15 protein-coding genes are annotated in these 16,735 nt (G+C 71.3%); 9 read left to right on the forward strand and 6 right to left on the reverse strand.

The genetic code is table 11. From position 1 onward, the window contains the following. Positions 1-10 precede the first annotated feature (10 nt). Positions 11-346, forward strand: a complete 336-nt coding sequence (locus tag ACFY32_RS06740) for a YnfA family protein (protein ID WP_359189689.1) — start codon at positions 11-13, stop codon at positions 344-346. 104 nt (positions 347-450) lie between these two features. Then, a complete protein-coding gene (locus tag ACFY32_RS06745; RefSeq protein WP_390673585.1) occupies positions 451-1,215 on the forward strand; it encodes an SDR family NAD(P)-dependent oxidoreductase in 765 nt (254 codons plus the stop codon). A 10-nt stretch (positions 1,216-1,225) separates the two neighbouring features. Here the strand turns inward: ACFY32_RS06745 and ACFY32_RS06750 are convergent, their stop codons facing one another. Continuing rightward, positions 1,226-2,419, reverse strand: coding sequence for an RtcB family protein (locus ACFY32_RS06750; protein ID WP_390673586.1), 1,194 nt, complete (start codon positions 2,417-2,419; stop codon positions 1,226-1,228). 205 nt (positions 2,420-2,624) lie between these two features. On the opposite strand from ACFY32_RS06750, the gene ACFY32_RS06755 reads away from it, so the two are divergent. From ACFY32_RS06755 to ACFY32_RS06765, 3 genes are all read left to right on the forward strand, one after another. Next, on the forward strand, positions 2,625-3,527 hold the full coding sequence (locus ACFY32_RS06755) for a DUF3558 domain-containing protein (RefSeq protein WP_390673587.1): 903 nt from the start codon (positions 2,625-2,627) through the stop codon (positions 3,525-3,527). Between the two features lie 133 nt (positions 3,528-3,660). Then, entirely contained in the window at positions 3,661-4,557 is an 897-nt protein-coding gene (locus ACFY32_RS06760; RefSeq protein ID WP_390673588.1) for a DUF3558 family protein, read from the forward strand. Positions 4,558-4,676: 119 nt separating this feature from the next. After that, positions 4,677-5,936 carry a DUF2637 domain-containing protein gene (locus ACFY32_RS06765; RefSeq protein ID WP_390673589.1) on the forward strand — a complete coding sequence of 420 codons (1,260 nt, stop codon included), beginning with the start codon at positions 4,677-4,679 and terminating at the stop codon, positions 5,934-5,936. 67 nt (positions 5,937-6,003) lie between these two features. Here the strand turns inward: ACFY32_RS06765 and lysS are convergent, their stop codons facing one another. Continuing rightward, positions 6,004-7,746 (reverse strand): lysine--tRNA ligase, encoded by a 1,743-nt coding sequence (lysS, locus tag ACFY32_RS06770; RefSeq protein ID WP_390673590.1) that lies wholly within the window; start codon positions 7,744-7,746, stop codon positions 6,004-6,006. 127 nt (positions 7,747-7,873) lie between these two features. On the opposite strand from lysS, the gene argS reads away from it, so the two are divergent. After that, on the forward strand, positions 7,874-9,634 hold the full coding sequence (gene argS, locus ACFY32_RS06775) for an arginine--tRNA ligase (RefSeq protein WP_359189711.1): 1,761 nt from the start codon (positions 7,874-7,876) through the stop codon (positions 9,632-9,634). On the opposite strand, the gene ACFY32_RS06780 is transcribed toward argS, so the two are convergent. Continuing rightward, a complete protein-coding gene (locus ACFY32_RS06780; RefSeq protein ID WP_390673591.1) occupies positions 9,612-10,460 on the reverse strand; it encodes an arylamine N-acetyltransferase in 849 nt (282 codons plus the stop codon). The genes argS and ACFY32_RS06780 overlap by 23 nt on opposite strands. A gap of 136 nt (positions 10,461-10,596) precedes the next feature. Beyond that, positions 10,597-11,592 (reverse strand): GlxA family transcriptional regulator, encoded by a 996-nt coding sequence (locus tag ACFY32_RS06785; protein ID WP_390673592.1) that lies wholly within the window; start codon positions 11,590-11,592, stop codon positions 10,597-10,599. A gap of 157 nt (positions 11,593-11,749) precedes the next feature. Here ACFY32_RS06785 and ACFY32_RS06790 point away from each other — a divergent pair, with 157 nt between their 5' ends. The 3 genes from ACFY32_RS06790 (at position 11,750) to ACFY32_RS06800 (ending at position 14,299) form a co-directional block, all read left to right on the forward strand. Then, positions 11,750-12,340 carry a cysteine hydrolase family protein gene (locus tag ACFY32_RS06790; RefSeq protein WP_359189720.1) on the forward strand — a complete coding sequence of 197 codons (591 nt, stop codon included), beginning with the start codon at positions 11,750-11,752 and terminating at the stop codon, positions 12,338-12,340. Then, positions 12,340-13,062, forward strand: a complete 723-nt coding sequence (locus tag ACFY32_RS06795) for a cysteine hydrolase family protein (RefSeq protein ID WP_390673593.1) — start codon at positions 12,340-12,342, stop codon at positions 13,060-13,062. The genes ACFY32_RS06790 and ACFY32_RS06795 overlap by 1 nt, the downstream gene beginning before the upstream one ends. A 103-nt stretch (positions 13,063-13,165) precedes the next feature. Beyond that, positions 13,166-14,299 (forward strand): hypothetical protein, encoded by a 1,134-nt coding sequence (locus ACFY32_RS06800; protein ID WP_359189726.1) that lies wholly within the window; start codon positions 13,166-13,168, stop codon positions 14,297-14,299. 141 nt (positions 14,300-14,440) lie between these two features. Here ACFY32_RS06800 and ACFY32_RS06805 read toward each other — a convergent pair whose 3' ends face one another. Together ACFY32_RS06805 and ACFY32_RS06810 are read right to left on the reverse strand one after the other, a co-directional pair. Beyond that, the gene (locus ACFY32_RS06805; RefSeq protein WP_390673594.1) at positions 14,441-15,679 is read right to left on the reverse strand and encodes a PLP-dependent aminotransferase family protein; all 1,239 of its coding nucleotides are present in this window, start codon (positions 15,677-15,679) and stop codon (positions 14,441-14,443) included. A 100-nt stretch (positions 15,680-15,779) separates the two neighbouring features. Beyond that, entirely contained in the window at positions 15,780-16,682 is a 903-nt protein-coding gene (locus ACFY32_RS06810) for an SAM-dependent methyltransferase (protein ID WP_359189732.1), read from the reverse strand. Positions 16,683-16,735 lie beyond the last annotated feature (53 nt).

The following is a 16,735-nucleotide window of genomic DNA, read 5'->3' on the forward strand; positions in this document are numbered from 1 at the left end:
GGCTGCCCCCATGCTGATCCTCCGCTCCGCCGCCCTCTTCGTCGTCGCCGCGCTGTTCGAGATCGGCGGCGCCTGGCTGGTCTGGCAGGGCGTGCGCGAACACCGCGGCTGGCTCTGGGCGGCCGGCGGCGTCCTCGCCCTCGGCGCGTACGGCTTCGTCGCCACCTTCCAGCCGGACGCCCCCTTCGGCCGCGTCCTGGCCGCGTACGGCGGCATCTTCGTCGCCGGCTCCCTGCTCTGGGCCACCGTCGCCGACGGCTACCGGCCCGACCGCTGGGACATCGCGGGCGCCCTGATCTGCCTGGCCGGCATGGCCGTGATCATGTGGCCCCCGAGGACGGCCTGAGCCCCCGGCCACCCGCACCCGGCCCCACCCGCACCCGGCCCCACCCACCCCCCGCCCTATCCTGGGCCGCAGCCCGCCGCGCCCGCCGCAGCCCGAGGAGCACGATGTCCACGACCCCGTCCCCCATCGCCGTAGTCACCGGCGCGAGCAGCGGCATCGGCGCCGCCACCGCCCGCCGGCTCGCCGCCGCCGGCTACCGCGTCGTCCTCACCGCCCGCCGCAAGGACCGCATCGAGGCCCTGGCGGAGGAGATCCAGGCGGCCGGCCACAAGGCGACGGCCTACCCCCTGGACGTCACCGACCGCGCCGCGGTGGACGAGTTCGCGACGGCCTTCAAGACCATCGGCGTGCTGGTCAACAACGCCGGCGGAGCCCTCGGCGCCGACCCGGTGGCCACCGGCGACCCGGAGGACTGGCGCCGGATGTACGAGACCAACGTCATCGGCACCCTCAACCTCACCCAGGCCCTGCTGCCCAGGCTGGAGGCGAGCGGCGACGGCACGGTCGTCGTCGTCTCCTCCACCGCCGGCCACGCCACCTACGAGGGCGGCGCGGGCTACGTCGCCGCCAAGCACGGCGCGCACGTCCTCGCCGAGACCCTCCGCCTGGAGATCGTCGGCCGCCCGGTCCGCGTCATCGAGATCGCGCCCGGCATGGTCATGACCGAGGAGTTCGCCCTGACCCGCTTCGGCGGCGACGAGGAGAAGGCCGCCAAGGTCTACCAGGGCGTCCCCGACCCCCTGACCGCGGACGACGTGGCCGACACCATCACCTGGGCGGTCACCCGCCCCTCCCACGTCAACATCGACCTCCTGGTCGTCCGCCCCCGCGCCCAGGCGTCGAACACGAAGGTCCACCGGGAGGCGTGACCGTGGGGCGTCAGCCCTTCACGCAGACGACCTGCTTCAGCTTCGCCACGACCTCCACGAGGTCGCGCTGCTGGTCGATGACCTGCTCGATCGGCTTGTAGGCGGCCGGGATCTCGTCGACGACCCCGGAGTCCTTGCGGCACTCCACGCCCCGGGTCTGCTCCTCCAGGTCCTTCGCGGAGAACCGGCGCTTGGCCGCGTTGCGGCTCATGCGCCGGCCGGCGCCGTGCGACGCGGAGTTGAAGGACTTGTCGTTGCCGAGGCCCCTCACGATGTACGAGCCGGTGCCCATCGACCCGGGGATGATGCCGTACTCCCCGGAACCGGCCCGGATCGCGCCCTTGCGGGTCACGAGCAGGTCCATTCCCTCGTACCGCTCCTCCGCGACGTAATTGTGGTGGCAGGAGATCTCCGGCTCGAAGGTCGGCCTCGCCTTCTTGAACTCCTTGCGCACCACGTCCTTGAACAGCGCCATCATGATCGTGCGGTTGTACTTCGCGTACTCCTGCGCCCAGAACAGGTCGTTGCGGTACGCCGCCATCTGCGGGGTGTCCGCGACGAAGACGGCGAGGTCGCGGTCGACCAGGCCCTGGTTGTGCGGGAGTTTCTGGGCGATGCCGATGTGGTGCTCGGCGAGTTCCTTGCCGATGTTCCGGGAACCGGAGTGCAGCATCAACCAGACCGAATCGGACGAATCTATACAAAATTCGACAAAATGATTCCCGCCACCGAGTGTTCCCATCTGCTTCTCCGCACGGTCATGACGGAACCGAACCGCCTCCGCGACCCCGTCGAACCGCCCCCAGAAGTCGTCCCACCCGGCCGTCGCGAGGCCGTGCAGGCGCCCCGGGTCGACAGGGTCGGCGTGCATCCCCCGCCCCACCGGAATCACCTGCTCGATCTTCGAGCGCAGCCGGGAGAGGTCGCCCGGGAGGTCGTTCGCCGTGAGGGAGGTGCGGACCGCCGACATGCCGCAGCCGATGTCGACGCCCACCGCCGCCGGGCACACCGCGCCCCGCATGGCGATGACGGAACCGACGGTCGCGCCCTTGCCGTAGTGCACGTCCGGCATGACGGCCAGGCCCTTGATCCACGGCAGCGTCGCGACGTTCCGCAACTGCTGCATCGCGCCGTCCTCGACCGACGCCGGGTCGGCCCACATGCGGATCGGCACTTTCGCGCCCGGCACTTCCACGTACGACATATCGCCCTCGTTCCCCCGGGAACCCAACAGAAGTCTCGAAACGCAAAAACCGGCGCCTGGATCAACGAATAAGACATCGGACCGGCGTCCGCGGCAGCGCGTGCGATACACATTGTCCCCAGGGGACACCCCCGCGCGGCAAGCGAATAACCAGCGGGGACACTGAAGGACCGAGCAGACGGCCACCGTCGAGAGGAGCCTGACCGTGCAGCGGAAGGCGTACGTATCCGGCGCCGCCGCCCTCCTCGCGGCGCTGCTGACCGGCTGCACCGGCGGCTCCGGCGACGGGGGCACGACCGACGACTCCAACCCGGGCCGCACCGGCGCCACCACCGCCGCCGCCCAGCCCGGCAAGTACCGCACCCTCCCGGACCCCTGCCGCGCGGTCGGCAAGGAGGCGCTGGACTCGCTGCTGCCGGGTCTGCGGCAGATCACGGACGAGGAGCGCCGGGAGAAGGCGTACGCGGGCGAGGCGACGCTCACGTACGACACCGACCGCAAGGTCGGCTGCCGCTGGAAGGTCGACTCGGCGGACGCGACGGACCATCTGCTCGTCGACTTCGAGCGGGTGGTGTCGTACGACAACACGGTCAGCGACGACAGCCAGGCCGAGCAGTTGTTCGCGACGAAGCAGGACGCGGCGGACCTCCCCGAGCCCCTCGTCTCCGAGACGGAGACGGAGACGGAGACGGAGACGGAGACGGAGACCGGGACCGGCACGGACGACGAGACCGGTACGGGCGCGAACGCGCCCTCCCCGAACGCGTCCGCGTCCGCCTCCGCCTCCCCCTCCTCGTCCGCCTCCGCCTCCCCCTCCGCCGACGATCCGTCCGGCTCGCCCACCGGCCCCGGTGCCGCCCCCACCGACCTCCAGCCCCGGCTCCTGGAAGGTCTCGGCGACGAGGCGTTCCTGGACGACGAGCTGAACAGCTCCGGCTCGACGGCCGAACGCCGCACGGTGACTGTGGCGTTCCGCACGTCGAACGTCATCGTGACCATCGAGTACACCGAGCAGCCGACCACCGTCGGAGTCGTGCCCGACAGCGAGGAATTGCAGGACAGAGCGCGGAAACTGGCCGTCCGGCTGGCCGATTCGCTCGGAAGCTGAGCCGCGTCCACCGGCCGCGGGGCGCGTTCGCGAAGCCGCCGAAGGGGGAACACGGGGTTTTCCCAACGCGTACCGTGGCCCACCGGACCCGTTCCGGACCGCAGGAACCACGAGCGTCATGAGTGAAGGAACCATGCAGCGACGAGCCCAGCGAGACCAGCGTGACCAGCGAGCCAAGCGCCTCCACCGCGTCCTTGTCTGCGCGGCGGCCGTCCCCGTGATGCTGGTCGCCGCCGGTTGCTCCTCCGACTCCGGCTCCGGAGACGGCGGCGGCAGCGCCGGCGGGGACAAGAAGGCCGAGGGCACGGCGTCCGCGTCGGCGTCCGCGAGCCCGTCCCCGACCGTGCAGGCGGCGGCGTACCGGAAGTTGCCGGAGCCGTGCGCGGTGCTGACGAAGAAGACGCTGGGCGACCTGGTGCCGGAGGGGACCAAGTCGGGCAAGGAGGGCACCTCCAGCGACACCGGGACGCGCGGCAGTTGCTCCTGGGACAGCCTGGACAACAACGGCGTCAAGGGCTCGCAGTTCCGCTGGCTGAACGTGTCGATGCTGCGCTTCGAGTCGGACGCGACGCGCGGCGCGGGCGACGCGCTGGCGGGGGACTACTACACGAAGCAGCTCCAGGACGCGCAGAGCGCGGACGGCGCGAAGGGCGTGAAGACGGAGCCGTTCACCGGTGCGGGTGACGAGGCGTCGGTGGTGACGTACGAGCTGAAGAAGAAGGAAGGCACCTTCAAGCAGCAGACGGTGGTGGTGCGGGCGGAGAACGTCGTCGTCACCGTCGACTACAACGGTGCCGGTCTGGCGGGCGACAGGACGCCCGACACATCCGACCTGGTGAAGGACGCCGAGAAGGCGGCGAAGGAGGTGGTCGCCGCGGTGGCCGAGGCCAACGGCGACACCGCCGCCTCCCCGTCCGAGTCGTCCTCGAAGCCGTCCTCGGACTCGTCGAAGCCGTCCTCGGACTCGTCCTCGAAGTCCCCCTCCGCGTCGGCCTCCGCGTCGCCGTCGGAGTCCGCCACCCAGAGCTGACCCGGGGCCCACTCACCCGTCCGGCCACTCGGCTCCCGCACACATGTGCCACTCTGTTGCGCGCAACAACACGCACTGGGAGGGGAGTACGAGTGGCCGCGCCACTTGAGCTGACACGGATGCACCGCGTCTTGATCGGCGTCGTCGTCTTCGGTGCGGTGATCATCGCCGGGATCGGCTTCGCGGGTTCCTACGCGGCCGTCCGCGAACTGGCGCTGCAGAAGGGCTTCGGGAACTTCAGTTACGTCTTCCCGATCGGCATCGACGCGGGCATCTGTGTGCTGCTCGCCCTCGATCTGCTGCTGACCTGGATTCGTATCCCGTTCCCGCTGCTGCGGCAGACGGCGTGGGTGCTGACGGCGGCGACGATCGCGTTCAACGGCGCGGCGGCCTGGCCGGACCCGCTGGGCGTCGGGATGCACGCGGTGATCCCGGTGCTGTTCGTGGTCTCGGTGGAGGCCGCCCGGCACGCGATCGGCCGGATCGCGGACATCACCGCCGACAAGCACATGGAGGGCGTCCGCCTCACCCGCTGGCTGCTGTCGCCGGTGCCGACGTTCCTGCTGTGGCGGCGGATGAAGCTGTGGGAGCTGCGGTCCTACGAGCAGGTGATCAAGCTGGAGCAGGAGCGGCTGGTCTACCAGGCCCGGCTGCGCTCCCGGTTCGGCCGCGCGTGGCGCCGCAAGGCTCCGGTGGAGTCGCTGATGCCGCTGCGGCTGGCCCGGTACGGCGTCCCGCTCGCGGAGACCGCCCCGGCGGGTCTGGCGGCGGCGGGCATCGAACCGGCGGTGCTGCCCCCGGCCCCGCAGCCGCAGCCGCAGGCCCAGACCCAGACCCAGGCCCAAGCCCAGACCCAACCGCGGCTTCAGCCGGTGGCCGTCGGTGAGCAGCGGCCCGAGCTGGCCGGTGCCCCGGAGGCCGGGCCGGCCGGCGCGAAGCCCGCCGAGGACCGCAATCCGTGGCTGCACGCCCGCGACCCGCAGTCCGTCGAGTACCACGGCGGCTACGACCCGGACTACGACCCCGACCAGTACGCCGAGTGGTACGAGGAGCAGCGGCTGGCGGAGGAGTACCGGGAGCAGTACGAGGAGGAGCCGCCGCCGGAGGAGACGGGCGGTTTCCCCATTCCGGTGAGTCCGGGGCGTACCCGCGAGCTGGGCGAGGGCGGTGGCACGCCGGTCGCGGAGCCGGACGAGGAGGACTACTACCAGGTCTTCAAGAAGGCGATCCCCGGCGGTGGTTACCCGACGCCCCGCGAGTTCGGTGAGAACGTCGAGGCGGAGTTCGGCATCTCGCTGCCTGCGGAGGAGGCCAAGCGCATGGTGAACCGCTTCACCAACCGGTACAACGCGGAGCTGGAGGAAGACCACATCGCCTGAGGCAGGAGAGAAGCACGAGAGAAGAGGGGACCCTCCGACGAGGGCCCCCTCTTTTTCTGGTTCCGGTCTACTCCCCGAGCAGTGCCCGCACCCGTTCCTGCCCCACCGCCAGCAGCAGCGTGGGCAGCCGGGGGCCGGTGTCGCGGCCGACGAGCAGGTGGTAGAGCAGGGCGAAGAAGGACCGCTGGGCGGTCTTGATCTCCGGCGGCAGTTCCTTGGGCGTGGCGTCGGGGGAGAACCCGGCCTGGACCTTGGGCACGCCGTAGACGAGGTGGGTGAGCCCGTCCAGCGACCAGTGGTCGGCGAGGCCGTCGAGCAGCAGGCGCAGGGACTGCCGGGACGGCTCGTCCAGCGACTTCAGCAGTTCGGCGTCGGGTTCCTGGCGCACGATGGTCCGCTGGTCGGCGGGGACGTGGGTGTTGATCCACGCCTCGGCCTTGTCGTAGCGGGGGCGGGCCTCGTCCAGGGAGGTCAGCGGGTGGGCGGGGTCCAGCTCGCTGAGGATGCGCAGGGCCTGGTCGGCGTGGCCGGCGGTGATGTCGGCGACCGAGGCCAGGGTGCGGTACGGCAGCGGCCTGGGCGTGGCCGGCAGGTCGCCGGCGGCGGTGCGGACGGCCCGGGAGTGGGCGGCGAGGTCGGCGGGCAGGGCGGTGCCGTCGGCGACCTTGGCGTCGAGGCGGTCCCACTCGTCGTAGAGCCGCTGGATCTCCTGGTCGAAGGCGATCTTGAAGGACTGGTTGGGCCGGCGGCGGGCGTAGAGCCAGCGCAGGAGCTGCGGCTCCATGATCTTCAGGGCGTCGGCGGGGGTGGGCACGCCGCCCTTGGAGGAGGACATCTTGGCCATGCCGCTGATGCCGACGAAGGCGTACATCGGGCCGATGGGCTGCCGGCCGCCGAAGATGCCGACGATGTGCCCGCCGACCTGGAAGGACGAGCCGGGCGAGGAGTGGTCGACGCCGCTGGGCTCGAAGATCACGCCTTCGTAGGCCCAGCGCATCGGCCAGTCGACCTTCCAGACCAGCTTGCCCCGGTTGAACTCGCTGAGCCGGACGGTCTCGGAGAAGCCGCACGCGGTGCAGGCGTAGGTCAGCTCGGTGGAGTCGTCGTCGTAGGCGGTGACCGTGGTGAGGTCCTTCTCGCAGTTGCCGCAGTACGGCTTGTACGGGAAGTACCCGGCGGAGCCGGAGCTGCCGTCGTCCTCGGCGGCGGCGCCGGAGCCCTCCTCGGCCTCCAGCTCGGCGGCGTCGACCGGCTTCTGCTGGGGCTTCTTGGCGGTCTTGGGCTTGGTGCGGTACTGGGCGAGGACCGCGTCGATGTCGGCGCGGTGCCGCATGGCGTGCAGGATCTGCTCGCGGTAGACGCCGGAGGTGTACTGCGCGGTCTGGCTGATGCCGTCGAACTCCACGCCGAGGTCGGCGAGGGCCCCGGTCATCGCGGCCTTGAAGTGCTCGGCCCAGTTGGGGTGCGGGGAGCCCTGGGGGGCGGGGACGGAGGTGAGCGGCTTGCCGATGTGCTCCGCCCAGGTCTCGTCGATGCCCTCGACGCCGGCCGGGACCTTGCGGTAGCGGTCGTAGTCGTCCCAGGAGATCAGGTGGCGGACCTGGTGGCCGCGGCGCCGGATCTCGTCGGCGACCAGGTGCGGGGTCATGACCTCGCGGAGGTTGCCGAGGTGGATGGGGCCCGACGGGGACAGGCCGGACGCGACCACGACCGGTTTGCCCGGGGCCCGACGCTCCGACTCGGCGATGACCTCATCCGCGAAACGGGAGACCCAGTCGGTGGTCTCGGTGCTCTGAGCCACGATCGGCACGTCCTTCTTTCTGAACGGGGTGACAGCCCATTCTCACAGACGGGATCGCGCTCGGGAAAACCGCTTTGCCCCCGTGAGAGACTGGGCGTGTCTATCGATCCCCACGAGGAGAACGGCACCCCTTCCTATGGCTTCGGTCACGTCCCTCAGCGACTCCGTCCAGCAGCAGCTCGCGTCCGCCCTCGCCGCGGTGCGGCCCCAGGCCGCCGCGGACCCGCTGCTGCGACGAAGCGACCGGGCGGACTACCAGGCCAACGGCATCCTGGCGCTGGCCAAGAAGGCGAAGGCCAATCCGCGGGAGCTGGCCGCCGAGGTCGTCGCGCACGTCACGACGGGCGAGCTGATCGCGGACGTCGAGGTCTCCGGCCCCGGCTTCCTGAACATCACGGTCGGCGACCGGGCGATCACCGGGAACCTGGCCGCGCGGTACGCGGACGACACCGGCCGCCTCGGCGTGCCGCTCGCGGGGCACCCGGGCACGACGGTCATCGACTACGCCCAGCCGAACGTGGCGAAGGAGATGCACGTCGGCCATCTGCGGTCCGCGGTGATCGGCGACTCGGTCCGCCAGATCCTGGAGTTCACCGGCGAGACGGTCGTGCGGCGGCACCACATCGGCGACTGGGGCACCCAGTTCGGCATGCTCATCCAGTACCTGGACGAGCACCCGCACGAGCTGGACCACCGGGCCGGCGAGGTCTCCGGCGAGGAGGCGATGTCCAACCTGGACCGGCTCTACAAGGCCGCGCGCAGGCTGTTCGACTCCGACGAGGAGTTCAAGACGCGGGCGCGGCGCCGGGTGGTCGACCTCCAGGCCGGGGACGCGCACACGCTGGCCATGTGGCAGAAGTTCGTCGACGAGTCGAAGATCTACTTCTTCTCCGTCTTCGAGAAGCTCGACATGGAGATCCGGGACCCGGACATCGTCGGCGAGTCGGGGTACAACGACATGCTGGCGGAGACCTGCCGGCTCCTGGAGGAGTCCGGGGTCGCGGTCCGCTCCGAGGGCGCGCTGTGCGTCTTCTTCGACGACATCAAGGGCCCGGACGGCAAGCCGGTCCCGCTGATCGTGCAGAAGTCGGACGGCGGTTACGGCTACGCGGCCACCGACCTGTCGGCGATCCGCGACCGGGTCTTCGACCTGAAGGCGGACACGCTGCTGTACGTGGTCGACGCCCGTCAGTCGCTGCACTTCAAGATGGTCTTCGAGACGGCGCGCAGGGCGGGCTGGCTCAACGACGACGTGAAGGCCGTGCAGTTGGCCTTCGGCACGGTCCTCGGCAAGGACGGCAAGCCGTTCAAGACCCGCGAGGGCGAGACGGTCCGGCTGGTCGACCTGCTGGACGAGGCCGTCGACCGGGCCTCGGCGGTGGTACGGGAGAAGGCGCAGGACCTGTCCGAGGCGGAGATCGCCGAGCGGGGCGCCCAGGTGGGCATCGGCGCGGTGAAGTACGCGGACCTGTCGACGTCGGCGAACCGGGACTACAAGTTCGACCTGGACCAGATGGTCTCGCTGAACGGCGACACGTCCGTCTACCTCCAGTACGCGTACGCCCGTATCCGGTCGATCCTGCGCAAGGCGGACGAGGTGCGGCCGGTGGCCCACCCGGAGCTGGCGCTGCACGCCGCCGAGCGGGCCCTCGGGCTGCACCTGGACGCGTTCGGGGAGACGGTCGCGGAGGCGGCGGCGGAGTACGCGCCGCACAAGCTGACCGCGTACCTGTACCAGGTCGCCTCCCTCTACACGTCCTTCTACGACAAGTGCCCGGTGCTGAAGGCCGAGTCGCCTCAGCAGGTGGAGAACCGCCTGTTCCTGTGCGACATCACGGCCCGTACCCTGCACCGGGGCATGGCGCTGCTGGGCATCAGGACGCCCGAGCGCCTCTGAGCAGCACCAGGCCCGCCGGGACGTCGAGGCCGAACTCCGCCTCGACGACCCGGCGGGCTTCGTCGTCCCCGGTGAGCTTCCGCTCGGTGACGGTGCCGTCGTCGCGGGTCTCCACCAGGCGGTCGCCGTCGAGCAGCAGATGCCCGCGCGGGGTGAGCCGCTGGACGTAGGGGCGGCGGCTGAACGGGGAGCGGGGGTTGGTCGCCACGTGCCAGTTGAAGACCTCGTAGTCGGACTCGGCGAACGGCTCCGGCGTGAAGGCGTACTGCCCCTGCCAGCTCTCCCCGGTCCAGGCCTGGAGCAGCCACAGGTCCAGCGGTCCCCCGTGCGGCGTCCGCGTCAGCCGGTGCCGGCGGCCCGCGTCGTGGAACTCGGTGTCCGCCCGCAGCGGCACCGCCTCCAGCAGCGACCCGATCGCCCCGAACCCGACGTCGGCGAGGTAGGGCTCCGGTGTGCCGGGCGCCTCGACCAGCAGCGCCATGTGGGTGCGGGGCCGGTCCTCGATCCGGTCGGCGCCGACCACGACCCGCGCGGCGAGCAGGGTCACGCCGAAGCCCAGTGCGCGCAGGGCGCGGGCGAACAGCGTGTTGTGCTCGTAGCAGTAGCCGCCGCGCCGCCCGCGCACCAGCTTGGCCGTCAGGTCCTCCGGGTCGAGGGAGGGGGCCCGGCCGGCGAGGGCGTCGAGGTTCTCGAACGGGATCGCCCGCAGGTGGGCGAGGTGCAGGCCCCGCAGGGTGTCCGCGTCGGCCCGCCGGGGCCCCTGCCAGCCGATCCGTTCGAGATACCCGTCGAGGTCGAAGGGGGTTTCCCGGGTGCTGTGAGCCATGGACACACGGTACGGAACGGGTGACACGCCCGGCTCGCCCGCCCCGGCCGGAACCCGGCCCGGCCGGAGCAGTCGCTGGAGCGGTCGCGCAGCAGGGCGGGCCCGAGGCGAGAAGCGGACTCGCGCGGGGGCAGCGTCAGCCGTGCGCGCCGGTCCGGAAGCGGCGCCGGTATTCCGTCGGGGTCGTGTCGAGGCGGCGGCGGAAGGCTCTGACCAGGGTGTCGACGGTGCCGAGTCCGCAGTCGGACGCGATCCGTTCGAGGGTGGCGTCGGTGGACTCCAGGTGGTGGCGCGCCGCCTCGACGCGGACCGACTCGATGTAGGCGTGCGGGGTCGTGCCGAGTTCGTTCTTGAAGATCCGGGTGAGCTGCCGGTCGCTGATGTGGGCGTGCCCGGCGAGGTCGGCGACGGTGAGCGGTTCGGCGAGGTTGCGCATGATGTGGTGGCGGAGGTCCTCGACGCGGCGGGTCGTGGAGACCTGCTCCAGGGGGACACTGAACTGACTCTGGCCGCTCGGCCGCTTCAGGTACATCACCAGTTGCCGGGCGACACGCAGGGCGACGGCCTCGCCGAGGTCGTCGGCGATCAGGGCGAGGGAGAGGTCGAGGCAGGCGCTGATGCCGGCGCCCGTCCAGACATCCCCCTCGCGGATGAAGATCGGATCGGCGTCGACCTCGACCGCCGGGTGATCGGCGGCGAGCCGCTGGGCCGTCGACCAGTGCGTGGTGGCGCGCTTGCCGTCGAGCAGGCCGGTGGCGGCCAGGATGTGCGCGCCGACGCAGACGGACGTCACCCTGCGCGTCCGGCGCGCGAGTTGCCCCACCCGCGCCACCACGGCGGGGTCGGTGAGCGGGTGGACGCGGCGCCGCTCGTCCACTTCGACGGCGCCGGGCACGATCAGGGTGTCGATGCTCCGCACCGACAGTTCGTCGAAGGTGGTGTCGGGCAGGACCCGGACCCCGGCGCCGGTGGTGACGGGGTCCATGGTCTCCGCGGCGAGGACCACGTCGTAGCCCGCCGCCTCGTCCGTCTCCCGGCGCGCGAGGGAGAACACCTCCGGCGGACCGGTGACGTCGAGCAGGTCGACGTGCTCGAAGAGGACGATGACGATCAGCCTTCGGACAGCGCTCACGGGACCCCCACACCGGACGACACTCAGACCGACCCCCATGTCGGTAACTGCATGCTAGATGACATTGCCGACACCACAGGTGGCCCGTAGCGTCATAGGCGCAGGTCACCGAGCCGGTGAACTGCCTTTCCCGACAAGCCACATGAGGCGGTTTCCCATGCCCAGAACGACCTTGCGCCAGCTCAACGGACTCGACGACACCCCCGCGAAGCTCGCCGACTCGACCCTGGTCCTGATCGACTACCAGAACACCTACACGACCGGCGTCATGGAGCTGGACAACTGGCGCGACGCGCTCGACGCCGGCGCCCGGCTCCTGGCGCGGGCCCGCCAGGAGGGCGCGAAGGTGATCCACGTCGTCAATGACGGCGGCGAGGGCACCCCCTACGACATCCGGGCCGAGATCGGCGCGATCCACCCGAGCGTCGCGCCGCGCGACGGTGAGCCCGTCGTCGTCAAGAAGGCGCCGAACGCGTTCGTCGACACGGATCTCGACCGGCACGTCGACGCCGCGGGCAACGGCGACCTCGTGATCGCCGGCTTCATGACGCACATGTGCGTGGCCTTCACCGCCCAGGGCGCCTTCCTGCGCGGCAACCGCCCCACCGTCGTGGCCGACGCCTGCGCCACCCGCGCGCTGCCGGTCGCGGGCACCGAGCTGGACGCCGACCAGGTGCACCGGGGCGCCCTCGCCACCATCGCCGACCTGTACGGGGTCGTCGTTCCGTCGCAGAAGGAGATCTCCTGATGAAGCTGTCCCGCCCGGCCGTCGCGCTCGCCGCCGCCGCCGTCCTCTCGGTCACCGCCACCGCGTGCGGCGGTGACTCCGAGGCCGCCACCGCCAAGGACGAGCCGTCGGCCGCCGCCTCCACCGCGACGAACGCCGCGAAGGACACGACGACCCTGCGCGAGCTGAACGACCTGGGCGAGACCCCGGCGACGCTCTCCGACGCCACGCTCATCCTCGTCGACTACCAGAACACCTACACCTCCGGCGTGATGGAACTCGACGGCTGGAAGCCGGTGGTGGACAACGCCGAGGCCCTGCTGAAGCGGGCCCGCGAGGCGGGCACGCCGGTCATCCACATCGTCGACAAGGGCTACGACCTGAAATCGAAGGCGGGCCAGATCATCCCGGCGCTCAAGCCGGCCAAGGGCGAGCCCGTCGTCGAGAAGAGCGTCCCCGACGGATTCCACGGCACGGACCTCGCCGAGCAGGTCGAGAAGGCCGGTCGCAAGAACGTCATCATCGCCGGCTTCATGACGAACATGTGCACCCTGTTCACCGCCCAGGGAGCATTCCTCAACGGCAACACGCCGACCGTGGTCGCCGACGCCTCCGCGACCCGGCCGCTGCCCCTGAAGGGCGACCCGAACGGCATCCCGGCCCAGCAGGTCCACGAGGCGGCTCTCGCCACGGTCCAGGATCTCTACGGAGTCGTGGTCCCGTCGCAGAAGTCCCTGACCTGAGACTCCCCCCACCCTGAGATCCCCCCACCCTGAATCCCCCCCACGCTGTCCCCCCACATCGCCGAAAAGGCACTTCCACTCACCGAAGCAGGAAAGACGGGGCATGACAACACGTAGAGGATTCCTGGGTACCGCGTCGGCCGTCGGGGCGGCAACGCTGTTCACCGGCCAATCGGCCTCCACCGCCTCGGCGGCCACCGCGGGAGTCACCGCGACCGACCAGAAGGCGGCCCGCGACGCGATACGCGCCGTCAACGCGAAGATGCGCGCGAACTACGCGACCCTCAAGAGCGAACTGACGACGCAGCTCAGTCCCGTCATCGTCGTGTCCAACAACGCGGTCGGCGGACGCTTCACCCTCATCAACAACGGCACCCGGGTCGAGACCGTCGACCCGGTCCCGGAGTACTTCGAACTGGCCAAGTCGATCGCCCACGTTCCCCTGGGCGTCTTCTCGGTGCTCGCCGCCTACCTCAGCGACCAGGTCCCCAACATCCCCAACGCGGACCGCATCGACCCGCACGACCTCGCCATGGTCGTCACCAAGGCGCCGGGCGACAAGGGCTGGATCACCCCGCTGAACGCCTTCAAGTCCACGCTCCAGGCGGCGTACACCAAGCTCGGCACCGCGAACCTCCCCGAGGACCTGGAGAACTCCTGCGCCAAGATCCTCTCCGAGGCCGTCGCGTTCATCGACGCCTCCGTCACCGCGCAGTCGTTCGACATGGTGTCGTTCAACCGGTTCGCCGCCCAGGTCTACCCGTCCATCCGCGTCAACATGACCTTCGCCGCCACCGCGCAGATCACCGGTATCGAAGGACTGATGAAACGCTGGCGCACGCTGATCGGCGAGGCCGCGTGGAGCGACCTCTACGTCACGGTCCTGTCGATCTGGACCACGGCCGAGCTGAACCAGGCGTCCATCATCATCCGCCGCACCATGAACCAGGCGAAGGTGGACACCCACCTCATCGACCTGCCGACCGTCGAGACCCCCTCGGACCCGATCGCCGTGGCCCTCGACAACCTGGCCCGGATCGTCCAGGACAACGTCGCCGCCGAGATGGTCTTCAACACCGACCTCAAGGTCGCCGACGCCCTCAAGGGCAAGGAGGACCTGCTCTCCGACGAGATCCTCCAGCAGATCGGCGGAACGGCGTCCACCGCCAGGACCGCCTCCTTCGGCACCGCGGCGGCCGGCGCCTGCCCGATCACGGGGCACACCGCGGCGGTGTGACCCACCCGGGTGCCTCCCGTCTCCCCGGCGGGGGGACACCCGTCCCGGGCACCGCGGGCCTGACGGCTGCGGACGGATGCCCGGCGATCCGCTGCCGGACCGGCAGCGGACTCACCCCCACCCCGGAGCCGGGACGAAGCGCTACCGGGCCCGCAGCGCCGCGCCCAGGCGGCGCAGCCCCTCCCCGATCTCCTCCACGGTCTGGGTGACGAAGCAGAGCCGCAGGGTGGCGCGGTCGGGTTCACCAGCGTAGAAGGGCGCCCCCGGCACGTAGGCCACGTCGTGCCGGACCACCTCGGGCAGCAGCGCGGCCGTGTCGTACCGCTCGGGCAGCCTGGCCCACAGGAACATGCCGCCCTCCGGACGGTTCCACACCGACCCCTCGGGCAGCGCGTCCGCGAGCCCCGCCAGCATGGCGTCCCGGCGCTCGCCGTACACCCCCGCGACCCGGCGGACGTGGGCGTCCAGGTCCCGGTCGGCCAGGTAGCGGGCGGCGGCCAACTGGTTGACGGTCGGGGTGTGCAGGTCGGCGGCCTGCTTGGCGACCGCGCAGGCCCGCCGCAGGTGCTCCGGGGCGCGCAGCCAGCCCAGCCGCAGGCCGGGGGCCATCACCTTGGACAGGGAGCCGAGCAGCACGGTCCGGTCCCGGGCGGCCTCGTGGGCGGCTGTCCACGGCACCCGCTCGCCCTCGAAGCGCAGCTCCCCGTACGGGTCGTCCTCGATGATCCACAGTCCGTGCCGGGCGGCGGCCTCGGCGACGGCGGCGCGGCGCTCGGCGGGCATGGTGCGGCCGGTGGGGTTCTGGAAGGTGGGGACGGTGTAGAGCAGCTTCGGGCGTTCCCGCGTGATCAGGTCCTCCAGCGCCTCGGGGTCGAGGCCGTGCGCGTCGCCGGGGACGGGGAGCACCCGGGCACCGGCGAAGCCGAACACCTGGAGCGCGGCGAGGTAACAGGGGTCCTCGACCAGGACGGTGTCGCCGGGTTCGAGGAGGGCGGTGGCGAGCAGGGACAGCGCCTGCTGGGAACCGGTGGTGACGAGCAGGTCGTCGGGGCCGGTGGGCAGGCCCCGGGCGGTGGTGCGGGCGGCGAGCGCGGCACGCAGGGCGGGTTCGCCCTCGGTGGTGGAGTACTGCAGGGCCCGTCCGGGTGCCGTGGTGAGGACCGCCTGGTAGGCGGCGGCGACCCCTTCGGCGTCGAAGAGTTCGGGCGCGGGCAGCCCGCCCGCGAAGTTGATCACCTCGGGGCGGGCGGTGACGGCGAGGATGTCCCGCACCGGCGACCCGCCGATCGACCGGGCCCGCGCGGCGAGCGGCGGCAGCGGGGCGCGCTCGACCGGGGCGGCGACCGGGGCGGGGGCGGGGGCGGGCTCGGTGACGGTCATGGCGGGTCCCTTCGGCTGCGGTCACGGCTGGTCCCGCAGCCTAGGCATATACATGCCGCCTACAGGCACGTTTCCGTGATGCGGACGCCGCGGCCCCGGATCAGCCCTTCGCGGCGACCCCCGCGTACACGTTGATGTCCGCGTCCGTCACGTCGTTGATGTCCTGGTAGCGCACCTTCTCGATGTCCTCCAGGCCCGCGAGCACCGTCTCGTCCGGCTGCTCGGGCACGGGCGCGGCGTGGTCGGGCCGCCAGTGGTGCACCGGCACCACCCCGGGCTCGGCCGGCTCCAGCCCGTTCTCCGTGAAGAACCGCGTCACCTCCGCCCGCGTCCGCAGCACGAAGGTGAACCCCCGCTCGGTGTACGTCCGCTGGACCGCGCGGATGTTCTCCGGGTTGAGGTCCTCGGTGAGGTGGCTGAGCACGAGCCGGCTGCCGGCGGGCAGCGCCTCCACCAGCTCCCGCACGATCGGGTACGCCTCGGCGTCCTCCACGAAGTGCAGTACGGCGACGAGGCAGAGCGCGATCGGCCTGTCGAAGTCGAGGACCTTCGCGGCCTGTTCGAGGATGGCCCCCGGGTCGCGCAGGTCGGCGTCGATGTAGTCGGTGCGTCCCTCGGGCCCGCTGGTCAGCAGCGCGCGGGCGTGCGCGAGGACGACGGGGTCGTTGTCGACGTACACCACCCGGGAGTCGGGGGCGATGCGCTGGGCGATCTGGTGGACGTTCTCGGCGGTCGGCAGCCCGGTGCCGATGTCGAGGTACTGCCGGATGCCGTCCTCGCCGGACAGCGCGGTGACGGCGCGGCGCAGGAAGTCCCGGTTGTGCCGTACGTCGAGGTAGCCGCGCGGGTTGGCGGCGAGCCCGGCGGCCGCCGCGTCCCGGTCGGCCAGGTAGTGGTCCTTGCCGCCGAGGAACACGTCGTAGACGCGGGCCGGGTGCGCCTTGGTGCTGTCGATCCTCCTCCGCAGCTCCGCGGGGTCCTGGCTGAGCGCGTCACCGGTCATGGGCGTCTCCATGGGGAAATGAGGGCAGGCGGACGGACGGCGTTCGAACGCTC

The sequence above is a fragment of the Streptomyces sp. NPDC000134 genome (genome assembly GCF_042899225.1).
Taxonomy (GTDB): domain Bacteria; phylum Actinomycetota; class Actinomycetes; order Streptomycetales; family Streptomycetaceae; genus Streptomyces.